Origin of the sequence: Blautia aquisgranensis (genome assembly GCF_040096615.1) — a bacterium.
GTDB classification, from domain to species: domain Bacteria; phylum Bacillota; class Clostridia; order Lachnospirales; family Lachnospiraceae; genus Blautia_A; species Blautia_A aquisgranensis.
Map to the genome: position 1 here is coordinate 168675 of NZ_JBBMEJ010000001.1, position 16447 is coordinate 185121.

Here is a 16447-nt window from a genome sequence, read left to right on the forward strand (position 1 = left end):
AATCTCCTTCTCGCTGTTCGTGCATAAAAAAGAGGAGGAAATTTTATATGCAGATCATGAGTTTATTCACTGCACTCCCGGGAGCTGCCGCACAGGGGCTTATCTGGGGAATCATGGCAATCGGTGTATACATAACATTCCGTATTCTTGATATCGCCGATCTTACCGTAGACGGAACCTTATGTACAGGCGGCGCCGTATGCATCATGATGATGCTCAGTGGACACAATGTATGGGTGTCCATGCTGGCCGCAACAGGTGCCGGACTTCTTGCAGGTCTTGCAACCGGTATCTTCCACACCTTTATGGGAATCCCGGCGATTCTTGCCGGAATCCTGACACAGCTTTCCCTCTATTCTGTAAACCTTAAGATCATGGGAAAAGCAAACCAGGCGATCAATGTTGACAAATATAACCTGCTTGTCTCCCTTCGCCGTGTTAAAGGTGTTGCTCTCACGCAGAACACACTTTTCATCGTTGCTATAATGATCGTTATTCTGATCGCGATCCTTTACTGGTTCTTCGGAACAGAGCTCGGCTGTTCTTTACGTGCAACCGGCTGCAACCCAAGCATGTCACGTGCACAGGGTATCAATACAGACCGCAATAAGGTTCTTGGCCTGATGCTTTCCAACGGACTGGTAGCACTTTCCGGTGCACTCCTTACACAGTACCAGGGATTTGCGGACATTAACATGGGACGTGGTTCCATCGTTATCGGACTTGCTGCAGTTATTATCGGAGAAGCTATTTTCAGCCGCATTTTCCGCAACTTTGCACTGAAGCTGTTAAGCGTTGTTTTCGGTTCCATTCTCTATTATCTGGTACTCCAGGTAGTCATCTGGATGGGAATCGATACCGACCTTCTGAAAATGCTTTCTGCTCTTGTTGTTGCACTGTTCCTTGCTTTCCCATACTGGAAGGGCAAATATTTCACAAAAGCCAAACAGGGAGGTAAATAATCATGCTGGAACTTATCGATATTCATAAAACCTTTAACCCGGGCACCATAAACCAGAAGGTAGCATTAAACGGCGTGGATCTTCACCTCAATGAAGGCGATTTTGTTACAGTTATCGGTGGAAACGGTGCAGGTAAATCCACCATGCTGAACGCAGTTGCCGGTGTCTGGCCGGTAGATTCCGGAAAGATCATTATCGGCGGAACTGATGTTACAAAGCTTTCCGAATATAAAAGAGCAGCATATCTTGGCCGTGTATTCCAGGATCCTATGACAGGAACTGCTGCAACCATGGGAATTGAAGAAAATCTCGCCCTTGCTAAACGCCGCGGTAAGCCTCGTCTTCTCCGCACAGGTATTACCCGTCAGGAACGGGAAGAATATCATGAACTTCTTAAAATCCTGGGACTTGGACTGGAAGACCGTCTCACCTCAAAGGTTGGTCTTCTCTCAGGTGGTCAGCGTCAGGCTCTGACGCTTCTGATGGCTACCCTCAAAAAGCCTCAGCTGCTTCTTCTCGATGAGCACACTGCTGCCCTCGATCCTAAGACAGCTGCCAAGGTTCTTGAAATTACCGATATGATCGTAAACCGCGATCACCTTACAACCATGATGATCACCCACAACATGCGAGATGCTATCGCTCACGGAAACCGTCTGATCATGATGTGGGAAGGAAAGATCATCCTGGATATCCAGGGAGAAGAAAAGAAAAAGCTCACAGTCAAAGATCTTCTTGACAAATTCGAGGAAGCCAGCGGAGAAGAATTCTCCAATGATTCTGCTCTTCTCAGCTGAAAAATACTAAAGAATCTATCTTAATATATAGAAGAAAAACGGGACAGGATCTTATGATGCTGACCCGTTTTTTCTTTGTATTCTATTTTATATTCTATTGAACTTCCACCGAAAATTCTCCGGTTCTTCTGCTGTATCGATAAATAGAAGAGGTCAGATAATCATCCTCTGGTGTAGCTTTTTCGACGGTATCCAACAGAACTCCTTTCAGATCTTCCGGATAAACTGCCGCTGCACTGTGCACCATCACCTCATGCACGCTGGTAAACACAAGAAACAAATCCGACTCCAGAAGCTCCGCAAGACGTCTGGCTACTCCAGGAAGAAAAATCGCCGCAGCTCCGTTTGTCCGTTTCTCTGTGCTGAGACAGTTTCCGGCTATCCCTTTGCTGGGCTTATAAGTTCCCATAAGATCCATGAAATTGTCTCCCGAATACTCTTTATCAAGCAGCATTTTTTCCCAGTGATAGATTCTCGGTGGGCTGATAAAATAAGTATTTACCAAAGCTGCCTCAAATACCGTATCTCTGTCCTTTCCCCATTTTTCCAGAAAGCGTTTCTTGATCTTCGTACTTAGAATATAACCTTCTTTTTCACCTGCAAGATAATAAAGAGCAAGTGCAATGTCTCCGATCTGATGATAAACCGCATCCTCCAGTGCCACTTTGTTTCTGTCTGCATTGAGAAGCCGGATAAATAATTTTCCTTTTATTTTTTCGTAATCCTCCATACCCTCTACATCACATATCACACATGCTTCACTGGTTTTCTTTATTTCACGCACACAATCATGAACAATATTTTCCAGTTTGCGCTCCTGACAGTATCTCTCATAAAGCTCTTCCGTATGCAGACCGCAGATCTGCTTTGCCTTTTCAATATGCCCGCACTCCACGAAAAGCCGATCTCCCGTGCAGCCATACTTCTCTCCCTCTTTTGCAAAATAAATCTCTTCTTCCCCAAGCCCCATAGCAGCAAGAAGAAGCTTTCTCAGATCTGTAACAAAAGTTTCATATCCTTTTTCCATATTCTGTTTTCCTTTCTGCGAAAAAATGCGGACGACTGTCCTGATAACTGTGTATCGACACAGTTCATGATTTGATTGAATCTGATAGATTGTAAATCAGATATTAATTATCATTCCCCGTATTCACACGGGTGTTCTTTCTGATTCACTTAAAATGAATTGTGTAAAAGATTTCACCGGCAGATAATAGAATTTTCATCTGCCTGATCTGAGTTGTCTGCTGTATGGAACAGTATAAAAGAAATTACTCCGTTTGTAAAGAAGTTTTCATCGACAGAAACAGCAGCCGTAAACTGCTGTTTCCTGTCTTATTTGTTCTGTTATCTAGGGTTTGTGTCTTATTTCCGGATCTTTAACGGTGGATTTCTCCATGTTCCTCCAGATATTTCAAATATCCGTCACATCCCTCCACCACATCTCTGTATGTAGCATCAAAATCTCCCGTATACCACGGATCCGCAATATCCCTTCCTGAGCCTGCAAAGGTAAGAAATTTATATACTTTGCCATCAGGATCTCCTTTTAGCATCCGGTTGAGGTTGCGTATATTCGCGCTATCCATGCCTATAATATAATCCGCATTAACATAATCCGCCCATGTGATCTGCTTTGCTCTGTGCGGCACTAATGGGATTCCTACCTCCCGCAGTTTATTTACCGTTCCCCTGTGAGGCGGATTTCCGATTTCTTCTGTGCTTGTTGCAAAGCTGTCTATGGTGAACTGGTCTGATATGCCTAATGTTTTTACTTTGTGGGTGAAGACGCTCTCACTTAAAGTTGATCGGCAGATGTTGCCGTGGCAGACAAATAACACTCTTATCATTGCTTAAAACTCCTTGAAATGCTGTATTTACGCTGTTTACAGGCATTTTCCGATAATCTTCAATCCTGTCATTTTCCTGTATATCACAGCATAAATTCGTATATTTTCTTATCCAAATTTAGTAACTTCTTAGTAATAACCAGCCTGGAAAACAGGCTCTCTAAGAACCTTATAATCAGATTATTTTTAATTCTTTTTTCTATTATTTTATCATACTATGCCAGTTTTGCAATCCTATTCATCTCTTCTTTTGCATCAATTAATCCCAGATGCGTATATACATTTAACGTAACCCCTATATCAGAATGTCCCATTAAATATTGGAGTGCTTTCGGATTCATTCCAGCTTTCGCCATATTGGAACAATATGTATGCCTACATACATGAGGCGTGATCTTTGGCATTTGTTCCTCATGAGTACGATTATACTTTCCTAACGCCCACTGAAAATGTTTTTCCCAATGGAGTGCTACCTCAGGCATATCTTTTTTATCCAGGAATAAAAATCGACTATATCCATCTATAATCGGCTCAACCCTTACTTTTTTACGGTTTTTCACAATCTGTTCAAAACATTCATAAACTTCATCTGTCATCGGCAACATTCGTGTTCCACTTGAAGTTTTGGTATCTTCAATGACGTACTGCATTCCTCTGGTTCTCTGAAGCTGATGATTCACATTGATTTTTCTCTCCTGAAGATCAATATCTTTCACTGTCAATCCACAAAACTCAGAAATACGAAGTCCAGTCTTAAACAAAATAAACATTCCATTATAGTATTTTGAGTAATGGTCATCATTTCGGATAAACTCCAGAAATAACTCTTCCTGTTCTTTTGTAATTGCCTGTCTTGTAACACTGTCATTTACGACAACTGTACATAATTGAAATTCAAAAGGATTCTTGCGCAGTAAATCATCTTCAACTGCCATCTGAAATGCAGGTCTTACAATTCCACGCACACTGTGAATGGAACTGTATCCTCTTCCATCTGCTTGCAGCTTAATAAACCATGCTTTTGCATCCGACAATTTTATTTTATCTATTCTTCTGGTTCCGAATTCTTCTTTTTTTATTATATTGATCACAAAATCATAGTTCGCCTGAGTATTATGACGAACCCCCTTTTTTTGTCCAATATATTTTTGAACCAAATCCAAAACTGTTAAATTTCCTCCGTAAGGTACTATACCATCATGTAAATCTCTTTGGATATTTTTTTCTTTTTCCCTTAGAGCTAAGCATGGTCTGCATCCAGTTGGCAGAGAATCTGTTGGCTCTAATTTCCAACTATACAAAAACTTCTGCTTTCCATAACAATCTGTATATACAAACGCATATCTTCCATCTTTTCTCTGACTTTCTCCGTTTCGTAAAATTCGACCTTTTTTATCTCGTCGTTTTTGGTCACGTTTTGTTTTACCCAAACGTCTTCGCCCCTTTCTACGAAGAAGCCCTAGCACGATATAGGTATTATATCATACCAGGGCTAACATTTCCACTTTAAAGTGCTAAATTGTTCGTATATTTTTTACAAAGACGTAGTCTGATCCAGAAAGGCCTCAAATTTCTTACGGTTAATCAATGACTTACACCCCACCTGGACTGTAAAGCAACATTCTGAATTTAGATGTTCCGAAATAAGCATCCTTATTTTCTTTTCACCTATTCCGAAATATTGCACTGCTTCATCCACCGTAAGCATATATTTTTCCCAAATTGGAATCTTACCTTTTTCAATTTTAATCGCCACTCTTCTCTCCTCCTTTTCTCTTTGGACAAAACATTTTTATCTGCCCATGACAATTTACAATTTTATACACTGTCATCGGCAGATAAAATTACAATACAGGTGGCAGTTCAGTACTCTGCCCACATCGGTTTTGCACCGTCATTAAATATGACCAGATTTTTTCTGGAAGTATCATTATCACAGATATGCTTCGTCGCCCTGTGCAGCTGCTACACATTTTGTCAAATTCTTCTCGCTCCATACCTTTACTTCAATGTTATATTTCAGCATTTCCTCGTATTTACTCCATTAACAGAGCAGATATATCATGGCGGATTTACCTAGTGGCTCTACATATCTTCACGTCCTGTATGTAAAACAATATACAATTTTCAAGGTACAAAAATTCCTGAAGGGGAAAAGGAATCTATATTAAATACTCCCTTTACTGATTACTTTTCCTTACATATGATTTCGTATCAAATCCCAAGGTCTTAGTAATCAGTTTTGCTTCCAGGCGTTGACGCAGAGTTTCATCTACACAGTAATGCACCTGTCCAAATTCGTCAAACATTTTTCTGGTAGCCAAAACTGTTATGTACCCTTCATAATGCTTCAACACTGCCTGGATTGCCTCAGTATCACCAGTTGATGCTGCCTCAATAACATGGAATGGCAGCAAATCAAATGCGCATTTCTGTTTTTTACTTTTTTTCATTTGCAGATTCCTCCATATTTTTTCTCATCAGTTCCAGTGATCGTCTACGATGCTCATTAATTGTGCTGCGTACAAGATTCATTTCTCTGGCAATGTCTGCATCACTCATATCCATAAAATATGATAATAACACAACATTCCTTTTCTTTTCAGTAAGTGTCTGCAGTGCTTCAGCAATCAATGCATCTTTGACTTCTATGTCGTAACCCAGGACCTGAAAACGATGTGTTTCCATTTCATGCTCATCCATTATAAAAAGTCTGCTCAACTCCTTTTCTGATAATTCTGACAACATCACTTCATACTTCTGGCGATATGCCATATGCTTTTCATAATTAATAACTTCACTTTTCAATGCCAGCTTGCACAGAGAATCAAACTGATGTCTGACTGTCTGCTCATCTTGAAAAGAGGATTGCTCCATAAGAGTTCACCTCCTTCCCCGCCGGTAGGCAATAAGCAAAGTTCTTGCTTCCCCTTCACACATATCCCAAACGGATGAGTGCATTTGTCGGGGTGTGGGAAGAAATTTTTAAAAAATTTCTTAATAAATACGAGAAAATTGTTTTTCCTGTATTTTGAGGTATATAAAAAACGTCCTAATGGGTAGTTTTAGCCCATCGGACGCTATTTATATCAAAAGATAATATTTTGCCATCATTTTTTGTGGCATATAATTCACTTTTTGAGGTAAAGAAATTTATTTGCTTTTTTGAACTATTTATCTATTTCATCCGTCACGTAATGACGGATATGATACCAGACAATAAAATTCTTAATCTTTCCTATACCTCCGGATCTGTTTTACGGAAATTCAGAATTTTATATGTCTTTTAAAAAGTGAAATATCACCCCCTTTTTTAGTGAAATATTAGTTCATTTTCTTTCAAGAAAGGGAACTATACACTAAACATGGAGGTGTATCATATGCCAAAACAAACAGATAAAGAACTGGGATTGTTTTTTAAGAACGCCCGACACGAGCAAAAATTGACTTATGAAGAATTAGCTGAAAAAGCAGAAATGTCCAGCCGATATTTAAAGGAAATTGAAAATGGGGGCCGAGTTCCGAGTTTTCATAAAATCAGAAAACTGGTACGCGCTTTAAATGTTCCTCCTGAACCATTGTTTTATCCAAACAATCATACAGATAATCTTGATTATCAACGCCTGCTCATGTACCTGTCAAAATGCAACGATGAGCAAATTACCGCTATCCTTGCCATCGTAGAAGCATACCTGCGCACATACAAAATTCCTACAGACCACGATAAACAAGATCCCTGAAATTCATTTGAATTCTATCTGAATTATTCTGAAGAAGCGGTATGGTTTCCCATACCGCCACTCTTAACGTGCATATTTTTCTATCATTCTCTTAACATTCGTGGATTTCTTTATTGCCCCTATATTAATAAGAAACTCAACTACATCCATCATTCCCTGGTAATAAGCCCGCTGCTCCTCTTCATAATGGAAATGTTCTAACTGATCCAGATATTTATTCCAGAAATTCTGCTCACGCTCTGGGATTTTTTCCAGATGTAGTGGCAGCTTCTTTTGTATTTGTTTCAAATTCTTCTCTGCTTCTTTCCATTCTTCCGGCTGTACTGTATATTCTCTTTCTCCGGAGTCACAGCGCAATTCCTCAAATAAATTCGATACTGCTTCATAAAATTCATTCATCTTCTTTCCACCTCTCATTAGAATTATTTCTCATTACAGGCAGCATTATCATTTTCTTATTTCAAAAATCAAATAAACTTTCCAAAAACTTCATCTTTAGAAGTATAGTAACAATATTTTTCCTTAAAATCAATAATAATACTTCATCTTTAGAAACTTTTGAGGATCAGAATGATTATTTATTGGGATAAAAAAACGAACAGTAAAAACAGAATAGGACAACGGGTAAAAGAATTACGAAAGGCTCATAATCTTACTCAGAAAACACTCGCTGCCAAATTACAACTTGCAGGATATGATTTTAATGATCTGGCAATCCTACGAATTGAACAAGGCACACGTTTCGTTCCCGACTACGAAGTTGTCGCACTGGCCGAAGTATTTAATGTTTCCTGCGAATATCTTCTTGGTCTGACGGACGCTCCTGCAAAATAATTCAATTGTATTGCTGCCCATTCTATGCTAAACTATGGATAGATACTTCTGAACAACATACACTATTTATAAACCGTATGATTGGAGTGATTTCATGGAATTAACAAAAAAAGTCCCTACAACCGATAAAAGCCAGGAAAACAATCATCTTCTCCGCATGTTAGACCGGGGAATTGATGATATGGAAGCTGGTCGTGAATTGCCACTGGAAGATGCTTTTCGCAAAATCACAGAATTAAGGGATGCACGAAGAAATGCAAGAATATAGAATTATTTTAACCTGGGAAGCAATTTACGATGTCACAGACATTGCAGATTATATTGAAGAAGAATTCGGCCAGCAACATGCTGACCGTTTTCAATCTGATTTGAAAGAACAAATGCAGAATTTAAGTCAGTTCAGTACTGCCTTTCCCCGAACTCAAATTCTGTACAGAGGATATTCCATACATAAAAGATCTTTTCCGCCATCTATTATTTTTTATATTATAATGGAAGAAACAAAAGAGATTCATATTCTCCGAGTGCTGCGCCATGAACGAGATTGGGAAAATATCCTATTGCAAAGATCAACTTATACATATCCAGAATAAATACCTGGGAGCCGATCAGAGATTTTTCTGAAAGGCTTCCTTTTTAATTTTAATTACTTCCCACTGTCAATTAAATCATAACTCATATCCAGAAAATCCAGTGTCTTAGCTTCACTGACAGAATCATCCAGAAGAATCGTAATCCAGTGCCGCTTATTCATATGATACCCCGGTAAAAATCCATACGTTTGAATAATCATCCCAACCAGATCAGGATCACATTTTACATCTAGGATATTAATTTTTCCATCTTCTTCTAATCCCAGTGTTTTCTTTTCCACTGCCATAATTATAGCATACCATTTTCCATTTTTATGTCGAAGCACCGCAGAATCAGGATCTTTTTTCCATAAATATTCCGGTTCCGTTCCATATTGCTCTTTCACATATTGAAAAATTTCTTCACGTTCCAAATTTATCCCTCACTTACGATTTCTTGCTCTGATTATACGCTATCAGGATTATATTCTCAACCACTTCTCACAGTTCTATTTATGTTTTATAGCTTTTGCATAGCCTGCTTTGCAGGCTACACCCCAAAAGAAGCAAGCACTGCCAGTGTCATGACACCTGGCTCATTTTACAAAATTTCCCCTTCGGTTTATTTTGTAAAAATGTATCAGGGAGTATCCCTGGCCCTCTCATATTTTATAATTTCTTAATTTGACGCTTCTGCCTACTCCTGTTAAAATAAACTGTAGACACATCTGTCCAAAACATCATACAGCCAAGTAATATAACTGTCATAGCCGAACTGGTTAGACAGTTTTTTTGTACTCTTTTTTATAGAAAAAAACGAATTGGAGGATTTCAATGAGCAAACGTACCAGAATTCATCCCGTACAATTTTATTTGAATGATGACGAACAATACATTTTAGAAGAAAAATATCGTCTTTCCAGGATGAAAAGCAAATCTGCCTTTCTACGGAAAATGATCTTATATGGATTTGTATATGAAGTAGACTACTCTCATATCCGAAAAATGAATACCCTGCTGGGCAATATCAGCAGCAATTTGAATCAGATCACCCATCGTATAAACAGTAGCAATACAGTTTACCAAAAGGACCTGGACGATATAAAGGAGTTAATGGAAAAAATATGGCAGTTACAAAAATCCATGGTATCAAAACAACCGTTGATAAAGCAATAGAATACATCTGCAATCCAGATAAAACTGACCAGAATCTATATATTTCTTCCTTTGCCTGCTCTCCCGAAACAGCCGCTCTTGACTTTAAATACACTTTGGATCATACACATGACTGCAGAGATCCGCACAATACAAATAAGGCATTTCATCTGATTCAGGCATTTTCCCCTGGTGAAGTTTCCTATGAAGAAGCCCATCAAATCGGCAGAGAACTTGCGGATCGCTTGCTGGAGGGAAAATACTCCTATGTTCTGACAACACACACTGATAAAGGTCATGTACATAACCATTTAATTTTCTGTTCTGCAGATAACATCACTTTTTCTCATTACCATGACTGTAAAAAGAATTACTGGAAAATACGAAATCTCAGCGACACTTTATGCCAGGAACATAACCTGTCCACAATTATGCCAAATGGTAAAAAGGGAATGAAATACAATGAATGGGCTGCAAATAAATCTGAATCCAGTAAAAAAACGCAGCTGCGAAAAGATATAAACCAGACAATCCGAATCGTTTCCACTTATTCAGAATTTCTTACATTTATGGAAGCTAAAGGATATGAAATAAAAAACGCAGAATTTGGCGAAAACAGCAGAAAATACATTACCTTTCGTTCTCCCGATATGTCCCGTCCAGTGCGTGGAAGTGCTAAATCTTTAGGAAAAAACTTTACTAAGGAACGTATCAAAGAACGCATTAATAATAAGCTTCACAGAACTACTGTTCCTTCTGTTCGTAATAAGTTAATAGACACCAACACTCCCAATATAGCAGGAAACATTGGACTTCAGAAATGGGCAAATAAGGAAAATTTAAAAATTGTCTCTGCTGAATATAACAAGATGCTCACACATAATCTACATAATTTTTCAGAACTTGAAGACCGCATAGCCTTGTTACATATGCAGCAAAAAGAGGTAAATACCTCTGTTGTTTCTCTCGAGTCTCAGATACGTCATCTTCGAGAAATGCTAAAATATGCCAAACAATATCAGAAAAATAAAATTTACGATGACCATTATAAAAGTTCCAAAGATCCGGATCGTTATTTCCGTAAATATGAATCTCAAATTATTCTTTTCGCTGGTGCTGAACATATTTTACAGGAAAATGGCATGGACCTGAAGCATCTTAATACCAATAAGTTACAGGAGCAACTTTCAGATCTTATTTCCCAAAAAAAATCACTAAATACTCAATATGTTTCTTTTAAGCAAGAAATAAAAGAGTTGGAATTGATACATCAAAATCTGTCCAAATATCTCAAACAGGATGCTCCTGAAATACAAAGATCTTCTCATAACAAACTCCCTTCTTTGTAAAACCATAATAACAGGCAGCGATTTCACTTGCTGCCTAAATTCCCGTTAAACCGATATCCTACACCTCGTACTGTTTGTATATATAATGGTTGTCCAGGATCATCTTCTATTTTTTCTCTGATATTGCAGATATGTCGCATAACCACATTATAATCACCGGAATAAGGTTCATTCCATACCAGATCATAAACCATTTCTTTTCCAAATATTCTACCTGGACTTTTCGCTAAAAGAAGTAAAATATCATATTCATATTTTGAAAGATGAACATCACTATCATTCTTTTTAACAATTTGTTCCTGTAGATATATTTTTAATTCTCCAAACCTTATAATTTCCGGTATGAATTGGTTTTTATGTTCCCAGCTAGTCAATATGTTTTCACTTATGCTTCCATTAGCATCTGTGATTCTCTCAATAATTTCTATCTTTTTCACCTTTATTGCCTCTACATTATTAATTTTATATTCTATATATCATCTGCCATTTGACTTTTTTCTTCTACAAGTAATATAATATATTTATTACATATGTAGGATTTAGCAGGAGGATTTTATTATGTCACTACCCCAGATTTCAGAAGCCGAATTTGAAGTTATGAAAATTGTATGGAAATATGCTCCCATCAATACAAATGAAATTACAGAAAAACTTACTCTAACTACCAGCTGGAGTCCAAAAACAATTCAAACTCTTATCAAGAGACTTGTTTCCAAAAAAGCTCTTTCCTGCGAAAAACAAAGCCGGGTATTTGTCTATACTCCATTAGTCCAAGAAGATGAATATATACGCCAGGAAAGCAATTCTTTTTTAAAGCGATATTATAATGGAAATCTTTCTTCTATGCTGGCTTCTTACCTTGAAGACGATAAGCTCTCTTCAACAGAAATTGATAACTTACGCCATTTATTATCAAAACATCAGAAATAGGAGGTTTTGAATGAGCAACTGGATCATCCACTTTTTAATCAGTAATATCTTCATATGTATTTTTACACTTGTAATAATCGGAACAAAAAAACTTCTGAAAAAATATTTATCTGCGACTACACAGTACCATCTCTGTTTTCTTTTATTTTTATTACTTGCCGTGCCATTTTTTCCTGTACAGATTCATGGCTCACAACTTTTTTCATGGTTACATTTTTTTCAAACTGACTCAGGACTTAACTCTGGTACCGACACGCTATCCGAACTTACCAGTAATACACAAAATATTTTGTTAAACCAGGTGAATGATTTTTCAGTTTCCATCAGTAGTCAATTTTCTGGAGGCTTGAATACCATACTCTTTCTAATATGGATAACGGGTGTTATGATTATGTCAGTCCTCACCCTTCATTCATTAAACTATGTACGTTCCATAAAAAGATCTGCTCTCCCGCTTCAAAATCAGCAGGTAAAAACTATTTATTACAATTGTTTAAAGGAACTTAAAATCTCTCACCCAGTATCAGTCTACAGTACTGCATTTTTAAAATCACCAGTTTTAATCGGAATAATACATCCCAGAATTTACATTCCCATCCATTTAATTTCCGAACTGAATCCTGATGATATGCGTTTTATGCTGCTACACGAATTACAGCATTACCGTCACAAAGATACATTTATTGGCTTCCTCATGGTCATAAGTAATATACTCTACTGGTTTAACCCTTTTGTTTGGTACACTTTAAAAGAAATTCTCTGTGACCGTGAAATAGCCTGTGATTCTGCTGTATTGCAGATGATTTCTGCTGATGAATACCAAGCTTATGGAACTACACTGATTAATTTTGCAGAAAAAATATCCTCTTTTTCCTCTCCACTGGCAGTTGGAATGTCCGGAAATTTCAGGCAGATGAAACGACGTATTCTCAACATCGCCGTTTTTAGGAAAGAAACTCTTTATCAAAAAATGAGAGCATTGATAATTTATCTGGTCATTAGTGCTGTTTTTATTGGATGTACACCCATTTTATCCATTGATGCCTCTACTCAAAACGTATATCATTTTAGTGATACAGACAAAAATATCTCCCTGTTAGATATATCCGAAACATTTGGAACATATGATGGATCATTTGTTTTGTATGACAATAATTTGGATTCCTGGAAAATATACGATCTTGAAGAAGCCACCAAACGTATTCCGCCAGAGTCTACCTACAAAATATACGATGCATTATTAGGGTTGGAATCCGGAATCATCACACCAGAACACTCTTCCATGACATGGAATGGTGATGCCTTTCCTTTTCCATCCTGGGAAGCTGATCAGGATTTAAACTCTGCTATGCAAAATTCCGTTAACTGGTATTTCCAGGCAATTGATTCGCAGCTCGGAATTAACAGAGTCCAGGAATTTTTGAATAAAATAGAATATGGAAACCAAACAACCAGTTCAAATCTGGATTTATACTGGTCCGATTTTTCATTAAAAATCTCGCCTTTAGAGCAAGTAACATTATTAAAAAAATTTAACACAAATGAATTCCATCTAAATTTCCAAAATGTATTTTCTGTTAAAAATGCTATAAAAATTGCCAGTACACCTAATGGTAATTTCTACGGAAAAACTGGAACCGGTCGTGTCAACGGACAGGATATCAACGGCTGGTTTATCGGATATGTAGAAACTTCCGATAACAGCTATTATTTTGCAACCAATATCCAAAGTGATTCTAATGCAACTGGCAAAAAAGCATTTGAAATCACTTCTGATATCTTAAAAAAATTACATATATGGAATTAACAAATATGAAAGGGCTGATAGTTGTTATCAGTTCTTTCTTTTTATTCTATATTGATATTTGGGAACTTCTTTCGTACCATTATTCAGAATTTTATTCCCCATATATTTAAAACTCTTATCATCGTTGAACTTAACAGTCAGCTCACTTGTAATAACGGCATCATTACATATAAATGTATCACATACAGCATCAACAACCAACACACTGTTTCCCTCTCCGCTATCTCTTATTTCAACGACCTCCGGTAAAGATGTTCCAAAATGAGTAGGGCTATAATTTAAACAGCCTAATCGTTCCCAGTCATAAGTTTGATGTTCCGAATCAAATACTGCCCATTTTTTAATTTGATCTGCTGTTATCGGCAAAAACTCCATTATCAGATTTTCAAACTCTTCTGCCGGAATTCCACTTGAGTTACCTGAAAACTCATATCTCTCCCCGTATTTCATTCGATATAAATATTCATATAAACCATTATAATCTAACCCTTCCATATCAGATCTATCCCAATCAGAACATAAAAGATTATTCCCCTGATATCCAAGCAAATACACACACCTCTTTGAAACTTCCCTGCATTCATCACTTAAAGGTTTAATTCTTATCATAGAACTGCCATCAACCGCTTCTGATACTTCCGGATACTTTGGAACGCATAGCGTATAACCAAACCAGCCTTTTTCTGTATATTTCCATTCTTCTATCCTTGTATACGAAACATATACAATAGATGGATTGTCGTTCATACCCCAAACAGCTTTCACAGCCAGCAAATACATATCTGTCCCATCATAATTGAATTTGAGTCTTTCTATCCCACCATCCCTGTTAATCCTATATAAGACGATATCTCCTGTCAGATCCTGTTCTGCCCTGAAAAGAAATTCTTCCATTTTAGAATAATTAGCCATATTTGAATACGGTGCTGATGTAATAACGGGGACATTTTTTTCCTTTAATACTTCCTGCATTTCTTCCATTACTGTCTCAGAAACTACTATATTCGATGAAGTCCCTTTATCCGCCTTTTGATAAATGACTTTCATCTGATTCATAACATTCTTACAATCTTCAATAGCTTCTTCTTTCACGACTTCATCTACTGGCAAATCATATCCTCTTTCTTGTACAGCATAATTCGCAGTTTCCTGTGAAATATATTCTAAATCAGCCCCTTTACATTTTGTATTTCCTATGAAAAAGCATCCCGAAATAAATAAAACGCTCATCATCTTTTTCAGTTTTCTTTTTGTAATCATATCAATTATCTCCATAACATTCCTCCCACTTTTCGTCTGATAATCTTTCCGTATACCAGGTAACCTCTATTTCTGACCTTGATACATAATTGGATACATATTGAAATCTATCTTTATCTAACAGCCGAATGGTTACGCTATGACAAAACGCCTGATCTAATTCTTTTTGTGGCCATACCGCATTTACTTCCAGTGTTATTGTTCCATCTTGATTTTCTATGTAGGAAACAACTTCCGGATATGGAATATATGGTGTGGGAGCAAAATCATATACGATTCCTCTGGTTCGATACCGATATGTCTGTATTTCTGTGTGAAATACCGTTCCTGTCTGCAGTATCTCTGCGCTTATATTAAAATATTTTTGAAATATCGTTTCAAATGATTCTTTTGGGATTTCATAAGTCTTTCCTTCCTTAAATTCATCAGTTTTTTCTTCCATTGAAAGTAAACGATCAAAAACATCATAAAAATTTATTCCATCATAATTTTTTTCACTCCAATTAGAAGTAAACAATTTATTAAGTGTATATCCAAAAGGAAGTATATATTTTCGATTCAACTCCCGACATTTTTTATTTAACGGTGCTACCCGAAAGTCCCGATATCCAGACGGTCCATCATATCCTGCCGGATGATATTCTTCTATAAAGAAATGCCCGTTTTCTGTATATTTCCATGAATTAGCTCTAAACTCATGATAATATGTTTCCTGCCAAGTGTCCTCTTTCCATTTAAAAGAGCTTACTTCAACGTCTATTTTCCCCTGTTTGGTTTTCAGATCATACCGGATAAAATAATCCCCTGCTATAACTTGAAATATAGTAGTTTTTCCATTCTTCTCTTTTTCTGCTTTTTTCAAAAAATCATCTACTTTAATACTTTGAACCATATCCAGCTGATTGTAGGAATCAATTACTGCATATCCATATTTTCCAAAATAATCCATACTTTTTTGTATTGTACTCAGCTCATATAGTGCATTTTCTTTCACAGCATTCTCATATATGTTCCGATAGCCTTCTGCTAGCATTTCACACTCTCTGTAAATTTTTTCTTTCGTATCTTCAATTGTCTTTTTCTGCTCTTTCTTTATGCCACATCCACTACAGACAGCAAGAAAAATAACTCCCACAAATATTTTCCAAATTTTTTTCATATCATTTTCCTCTTACATTTGTAATATTTAAA

At 37.0% G+C, this 16447-nt stretch carries 21 protein-coding genes; 10 read left to right on the plus strand and 11 right to left on the minus strand.

The features are described from left to right. Window positions 1-47: 47 nt before the first annotated feature. The gene (locus tag WMO28_RS00810; RefSeq protein ID WP_349055800.1) at window positions 48-962 is read left to right on the plus strand and encodes an ABC transporter permease; all 915 of its coding nucleotides are present in this window, start codon (window positions 48-50) and stop codon (window positions 960-962) included. Between the two features lie 2 nt (window positions 963-964). After that, the gene (locus tag WMO28_RS00815) at window positions 965-1759 is read left to right on the plus strand and encodes an ABC transporter ATP-binding protein (RefSeq protein ID WP_349055801.1); all 795 of its coding nucleotides are present in this window, start codon (window positions 965-967) and stop codon (window positions 1757-1759) included. A 94-nt stretch (window positions 1760-1853) separates the two neighbouring features. Here the strand turns inward: WMO28_RS00815 and WMO28_RS00820 are convergent, their stop codons facing one another. The 6 genes from WMO28_RS00820 to WMO28_RS00845 form a co-directional block, all read right to left on the minus strand. Beyond that, entirely contained in the window at window positions 1854-2786 is a 933-nt protein-coding gene (locus tag WMO28_RS00820; RefSeq protein WP_349055802.1) for a DUF5688 family protein, read from the minus strand. Between the two features lie 352 nt (window positions 2787-3138). Next, a complete protein-coding gene (locus tag WMO28_RS00825; RefSeq protein ID WP_349055803.1) occupies window positions 3139-3609 on the minus strand; it encodes a low molecular weight protein-tyrosine-phosphatase in 471 nt (156 codons plus the stop codon). A gap of 215 nt (window positions 3610-3824) precedes the next feature. Beyond that, complete coding sequence (locus WMO28_RS00830) at window positions 3825-5039, minus strand: site-specific integrase (protein ID WP_044960653.1); 1215 nt, start codon at window positions 5037-5039, stop codon at window positions 3825-3827. Window positions 5040-5143: 104 nt separating this feature from the next. Then, window positions 5144-5365 (minus strand): excisionase, encoded by a 222-nt coding sequence (locus tag WMO28_RS00835; RefSeq protein ID WP_021650362.1) that lies wholly within the window; start codon window positions 5363-5365, stop codon window positions 5144-5146. A gap of 424 nt (window positions 5366-5789) precedes the next feature. Beyond that, on the minus strand, window positions 5790-6062 hold the full coding sequence (locus WMO28_RS00840) for a helix-turn-helix domain-containing protein (protein WP_015541278.1): 273 nt from the start codon (window positions 6060-6062) through the stop codon (window positions 5790-5792). Continuing rightward, complete coding sequence (locus WMO28_RS00845) at window positions 6049-6486, minus strand: RNA polymerase sigma factor (protein WP_005426505.1); 438 nt, start codon at window positions 6484-6486, stop codon at window positions 6049-6051. Before WMO28_RS00845 ends, WMO28_RS00840 begins: the two co-directional genes overlap by 14 nt. A gap of 503 nt (window positions 6487-6989) precedes the next feature. Here WMO28_RS00845 and WMO28_RS00850 point away from each other — a divergent pair. Next, window positions 6990-7349, plus strand: coding sequence for a helix-turn-helix domain-containing protein (locus tag WMO28_RS00850; RefSeq protein WP_015524620.1), 360 nt, complete (start codon window positions 6990-6992; stop codon window positions 7347-7349). A 63-nt stretch (window positions 7350-7412) separates the two neighbouring features. Here the strand turns inward: WMO28_RS00850 and WMO28_RS00855 are convergent, their stop codons facing one another. Further along, window positions 7413-7748 (minus strand): hypothetical protein, encoded by a 336-nt coding sequence (locus WMO28_RS00855; protein ID WP_005426510.1) that lies wholly within the window; start codon window positions 7746-7748, stop codon window positions 7413-7415. Between the two features lie 171 nt (window positions 7749-7919). Here WMO28_RS00855 and WMO28_RS00860 point away from each other — a divergent pair, with 171 nt between their 5' ends. From WMO28_RS00860 to WMO28_RS00870, 3 genes are all read left to right on the plus strand, one after another. Next, window positions 7920-8183 carry a helix-turn-helix domain-containing protein gene (locus tag WMO28_RS00860; RefSeq protein WP_015541275.1) on the plus strand — a complete coding sequence of 88 codons (264 nt, stop codon included), beginning with the start codon at window positions 7920-7922 and terminating at the stop codon, window positions 8181-8183. Between the two features lie 94 nt (window positions 8184-8277). After that, on the plus strand, window positions 8278-8451 hold the full coding sequence (locus WMO28_RS00865; protein ID WP_015541274.1) for a hypothetical protein: 174 nt from the start codon (window positions 8278-8280) through the stop codon (window positions 8449-8451). Continuing rightward, the gene (locus WMO28_RS00870; RefSeq protein WP_015541273.1) at window positions 8438-8776 is read left to right on the plus strand and encodes a type II toxin-antitoxin system RelE/ParE family toxin; all 339 of its coding nucleotides are present in this window, start codon (window positions 8438-8440) and stop codon (window positions 8774-8776) included. Before WMO28_RS00865 ends, WMO28_RS00870 begins: the two co-directional genes overlap by 14 nt. A gap of 53 nt (window positions 8777-8829) precedes the next feature. On the opposite strand, the gene WMO28_RS00875 is transcribed toward WMO28_RS00870, so the two are convergent. Then, window positions 8830-9189, minus strand: a complete 360-nt coding sequence (locus WMO28_RS00875) for an MmcQ/YjbR family DNA-binding protein (protein WP_055059020.1) — start codon at window positions 9187-9189, stop codon at window positions 8830-8832. Window positions 9190-9589: 400 nt separating this feature from the next. Here WMO28_RS00875 and WMO28_RS00880 point away from each other — a divergent pair, with 400 nt between their 5' ends. Continuing rightward, a complete protein-coding gene (locus WMO28_RS00880) occupies window positions 9590-9931 on the plus strand; it encodes a plasmid mobilization protein (RefSeq protein WP_008703806.1) in 342 nt (113 codons plus the stop codon). After that, window positions 9880-11259: a relaxase/mobilization nuclease domain-containing protein gene (locus WMO28_RS00885; protein WP_020994028.1), complete on the plus strand. Its 1380-nt coding sequence runs from the start codon at window positions 9880-9882 to the stop codon at window positions 11257-11259. Before WMO28_RS00880 ends, WMO28_RS00885 begins: the two co-directional genes overlap by 52 nt. 23 nt (window positions 11260-11282) lie before the next feature. Here WMO28_RS00885 and WMO28_RS00890 read toward each other — a convergent pair whose 3' ends face one another. After that, window positions 11283-11696: a winged helix-turn-helix domain-containing protein gene (locus WMO28_RS00890; RefSeq protein ID WP_025580539.1), complete on the minus strand. Its 414-nt coding sequence runs from the start codon at window positions 11694-11696 to the stop codon at window positions 11283-11285. 118 nt (window positions 11697-11814) lie between these two features. On the opposite strand from WMO28_RS00890, the gene WMO28_RS00895 reads away from it, so the two are divergent. Together WMO28_RS00895 and WMO28_RS00900 are read left to right on the plus strand one after the other, a co-directional pair. Continuing rightward, complete coding sequence (locus WMO28_RS00895; RefSeq protein WP_026077000.1) at window positions 11815-12189, plus strand: BlaI/MecI/CopY family transcriptional regulator; 375 nt, start codon at window positions 11815-11817, stop codon at window positions 12187-12189. Window positions 12190-12199: 10 nt separating this feature from the next. After that, entirely contained in the window at window positions 12200-13996 is a 1797-nt protein-coding gene (locus tag WMO28_RS00900) for a BlaR1 family beta-lactam sensor/signal transducer (protein WP_015541271.1), read from the plus strand. 27 nt (window positions 13997-14023) lie between these two features. On the opposite strand, the gene WMO28_RS00905 is transcribed toward WMO28_RS00900, so the two are convergent. Both WMO28_RS00905 and WMO28_RS00910 read right to left on the minus strand, forming a co-directional pair. Next, window positions 14024-15271, minus strand: a complete 1248-nt coding sequence (locus WMO28_RS00905) for a DUF6070 family protein (protein ID WP_059085548.1) — start codon at window positions 15269-15271, stop codon at window positions 14024-14026. Further along, entirely contained in the window at window positions 15258-16415 is a 1158-nt protein-coding gene (locus tag WMO28_RS00910; RefSeq protein WP_015541269.1) for a DUF6070 family protein, read from the minus strand. The genes WMO28_RS00905 and WMO28_RS00910 overlap by 14 nt, the downstream gene beginning before the upstream one ends. Between the last annotated feature and the right edge of the window lie 32 nt (window positions 16416-16447).

Coding starts and splice junctions, on each gene's coding strand:
- WMO28_RS00885 (WP_020994028.1), top strand. CDS start 9,880: ATGGCAGTTACAAAAATCCATGGTATCAAAACAACCGTTGATAAAGCA.
- WMO28_RS00855 (WP_005426510.1), bottom strand. CDS start 7,748: ATGAATGAATTTTATGAAGCAGTATCGAATTTATTTGAGGAATTGCGC.
- WMO28_RS00905 (WP_059085548.1), bottom strand. CDS start 15,271: ATGGAGATAATTGATATGATTACAAAAAGAAAACTGAAAAAGATGATG.
- WMO28_RS00865 (WP_015541274.1), top strand. CDS start 8,278: ATGGAATTAACAAAAAAAGTCCCTACAACCGATAAAAGCCAGGAAAAC.
- WMO28_RS00900 (WP_015541271.1), top strand. CDS start 12,200: ATGAGCAACTGGATCATCCACTTTTTAATCAGTAATATCTTCATATGT.
- WMO28_RS00910 (WP_015541269.1), bottom strand. CDS start 16,415: ATGAAAAAAATTTGGAAAATATTTGTGGGAGTTATTTTTCTTGCTGTC.
- WMO28_RS00870 (WP_015541273.1), top strand. CDS start 8,438: ATGCAAGAATATAGAATTATTTTAACCTGGGAAGCAATTTACGATGTC.
- WMO28_RS00880 (WP_008703806.1), top strand. CDS start 9,590: ATGAGCAAACGTACCAGAATTCATCCCGTACAATTTTATTTGAATGAT.
- WMO28_RS00840 (WP_015541278.1), bottom strand. CDS start 6,062: ATGAAAAAAAGTAAAAAACAGAAATGCGCATTTGATTTGCTGCCATTC.
- WMO28_RS00825 (WP_349055803.1), bottom strand. CDS start 3,609: ATGATAAGAGTGTTATTTGTCTGCCACGGCAACATCTGCCGATCAACT.
- WMO28_RS00810 (WP_349055800.1), top strand. CDS start 48: ATGCAGATCATGAGTTTATTCACTGCACTCCCGGGAGCTGCCGCACAG.
- WMO28_RS00850 (WP_015524620.1), top strand. CDS start 6,990: ATGCCAAAACAAACAGATAAAGAACTGGGATTGTTTTTTAAGAACGCC.
- WMO28_RS00820 (WP_349055802.1), bottom strand. CDS start 2,786: ATGGAAAAAGGATATGAAACTTTTGTTACAGATCTGAGAAAGCTTCTT.
- WMO28_RS00860 (WP_015541275.1), top strand. CDS start 7,920: ATGATTATTTATTGGGATAAAAAAACGAACAGTAAAAACAGAATAGGA.
- WMO28_RS00815 (WP_349055801.1), top strand. CDS start 965: ATGCTGGAACTTATCGATATTCATAAAACCTTTAACCCGGGCACCATA.
- WMO28_RS00845 (WP_005426505.1), bottom strand. CDS start 6,486: ATGGAGCAATCCTCTTTTCAAGATGAGCAGACAGTCAGACATCAGTTT.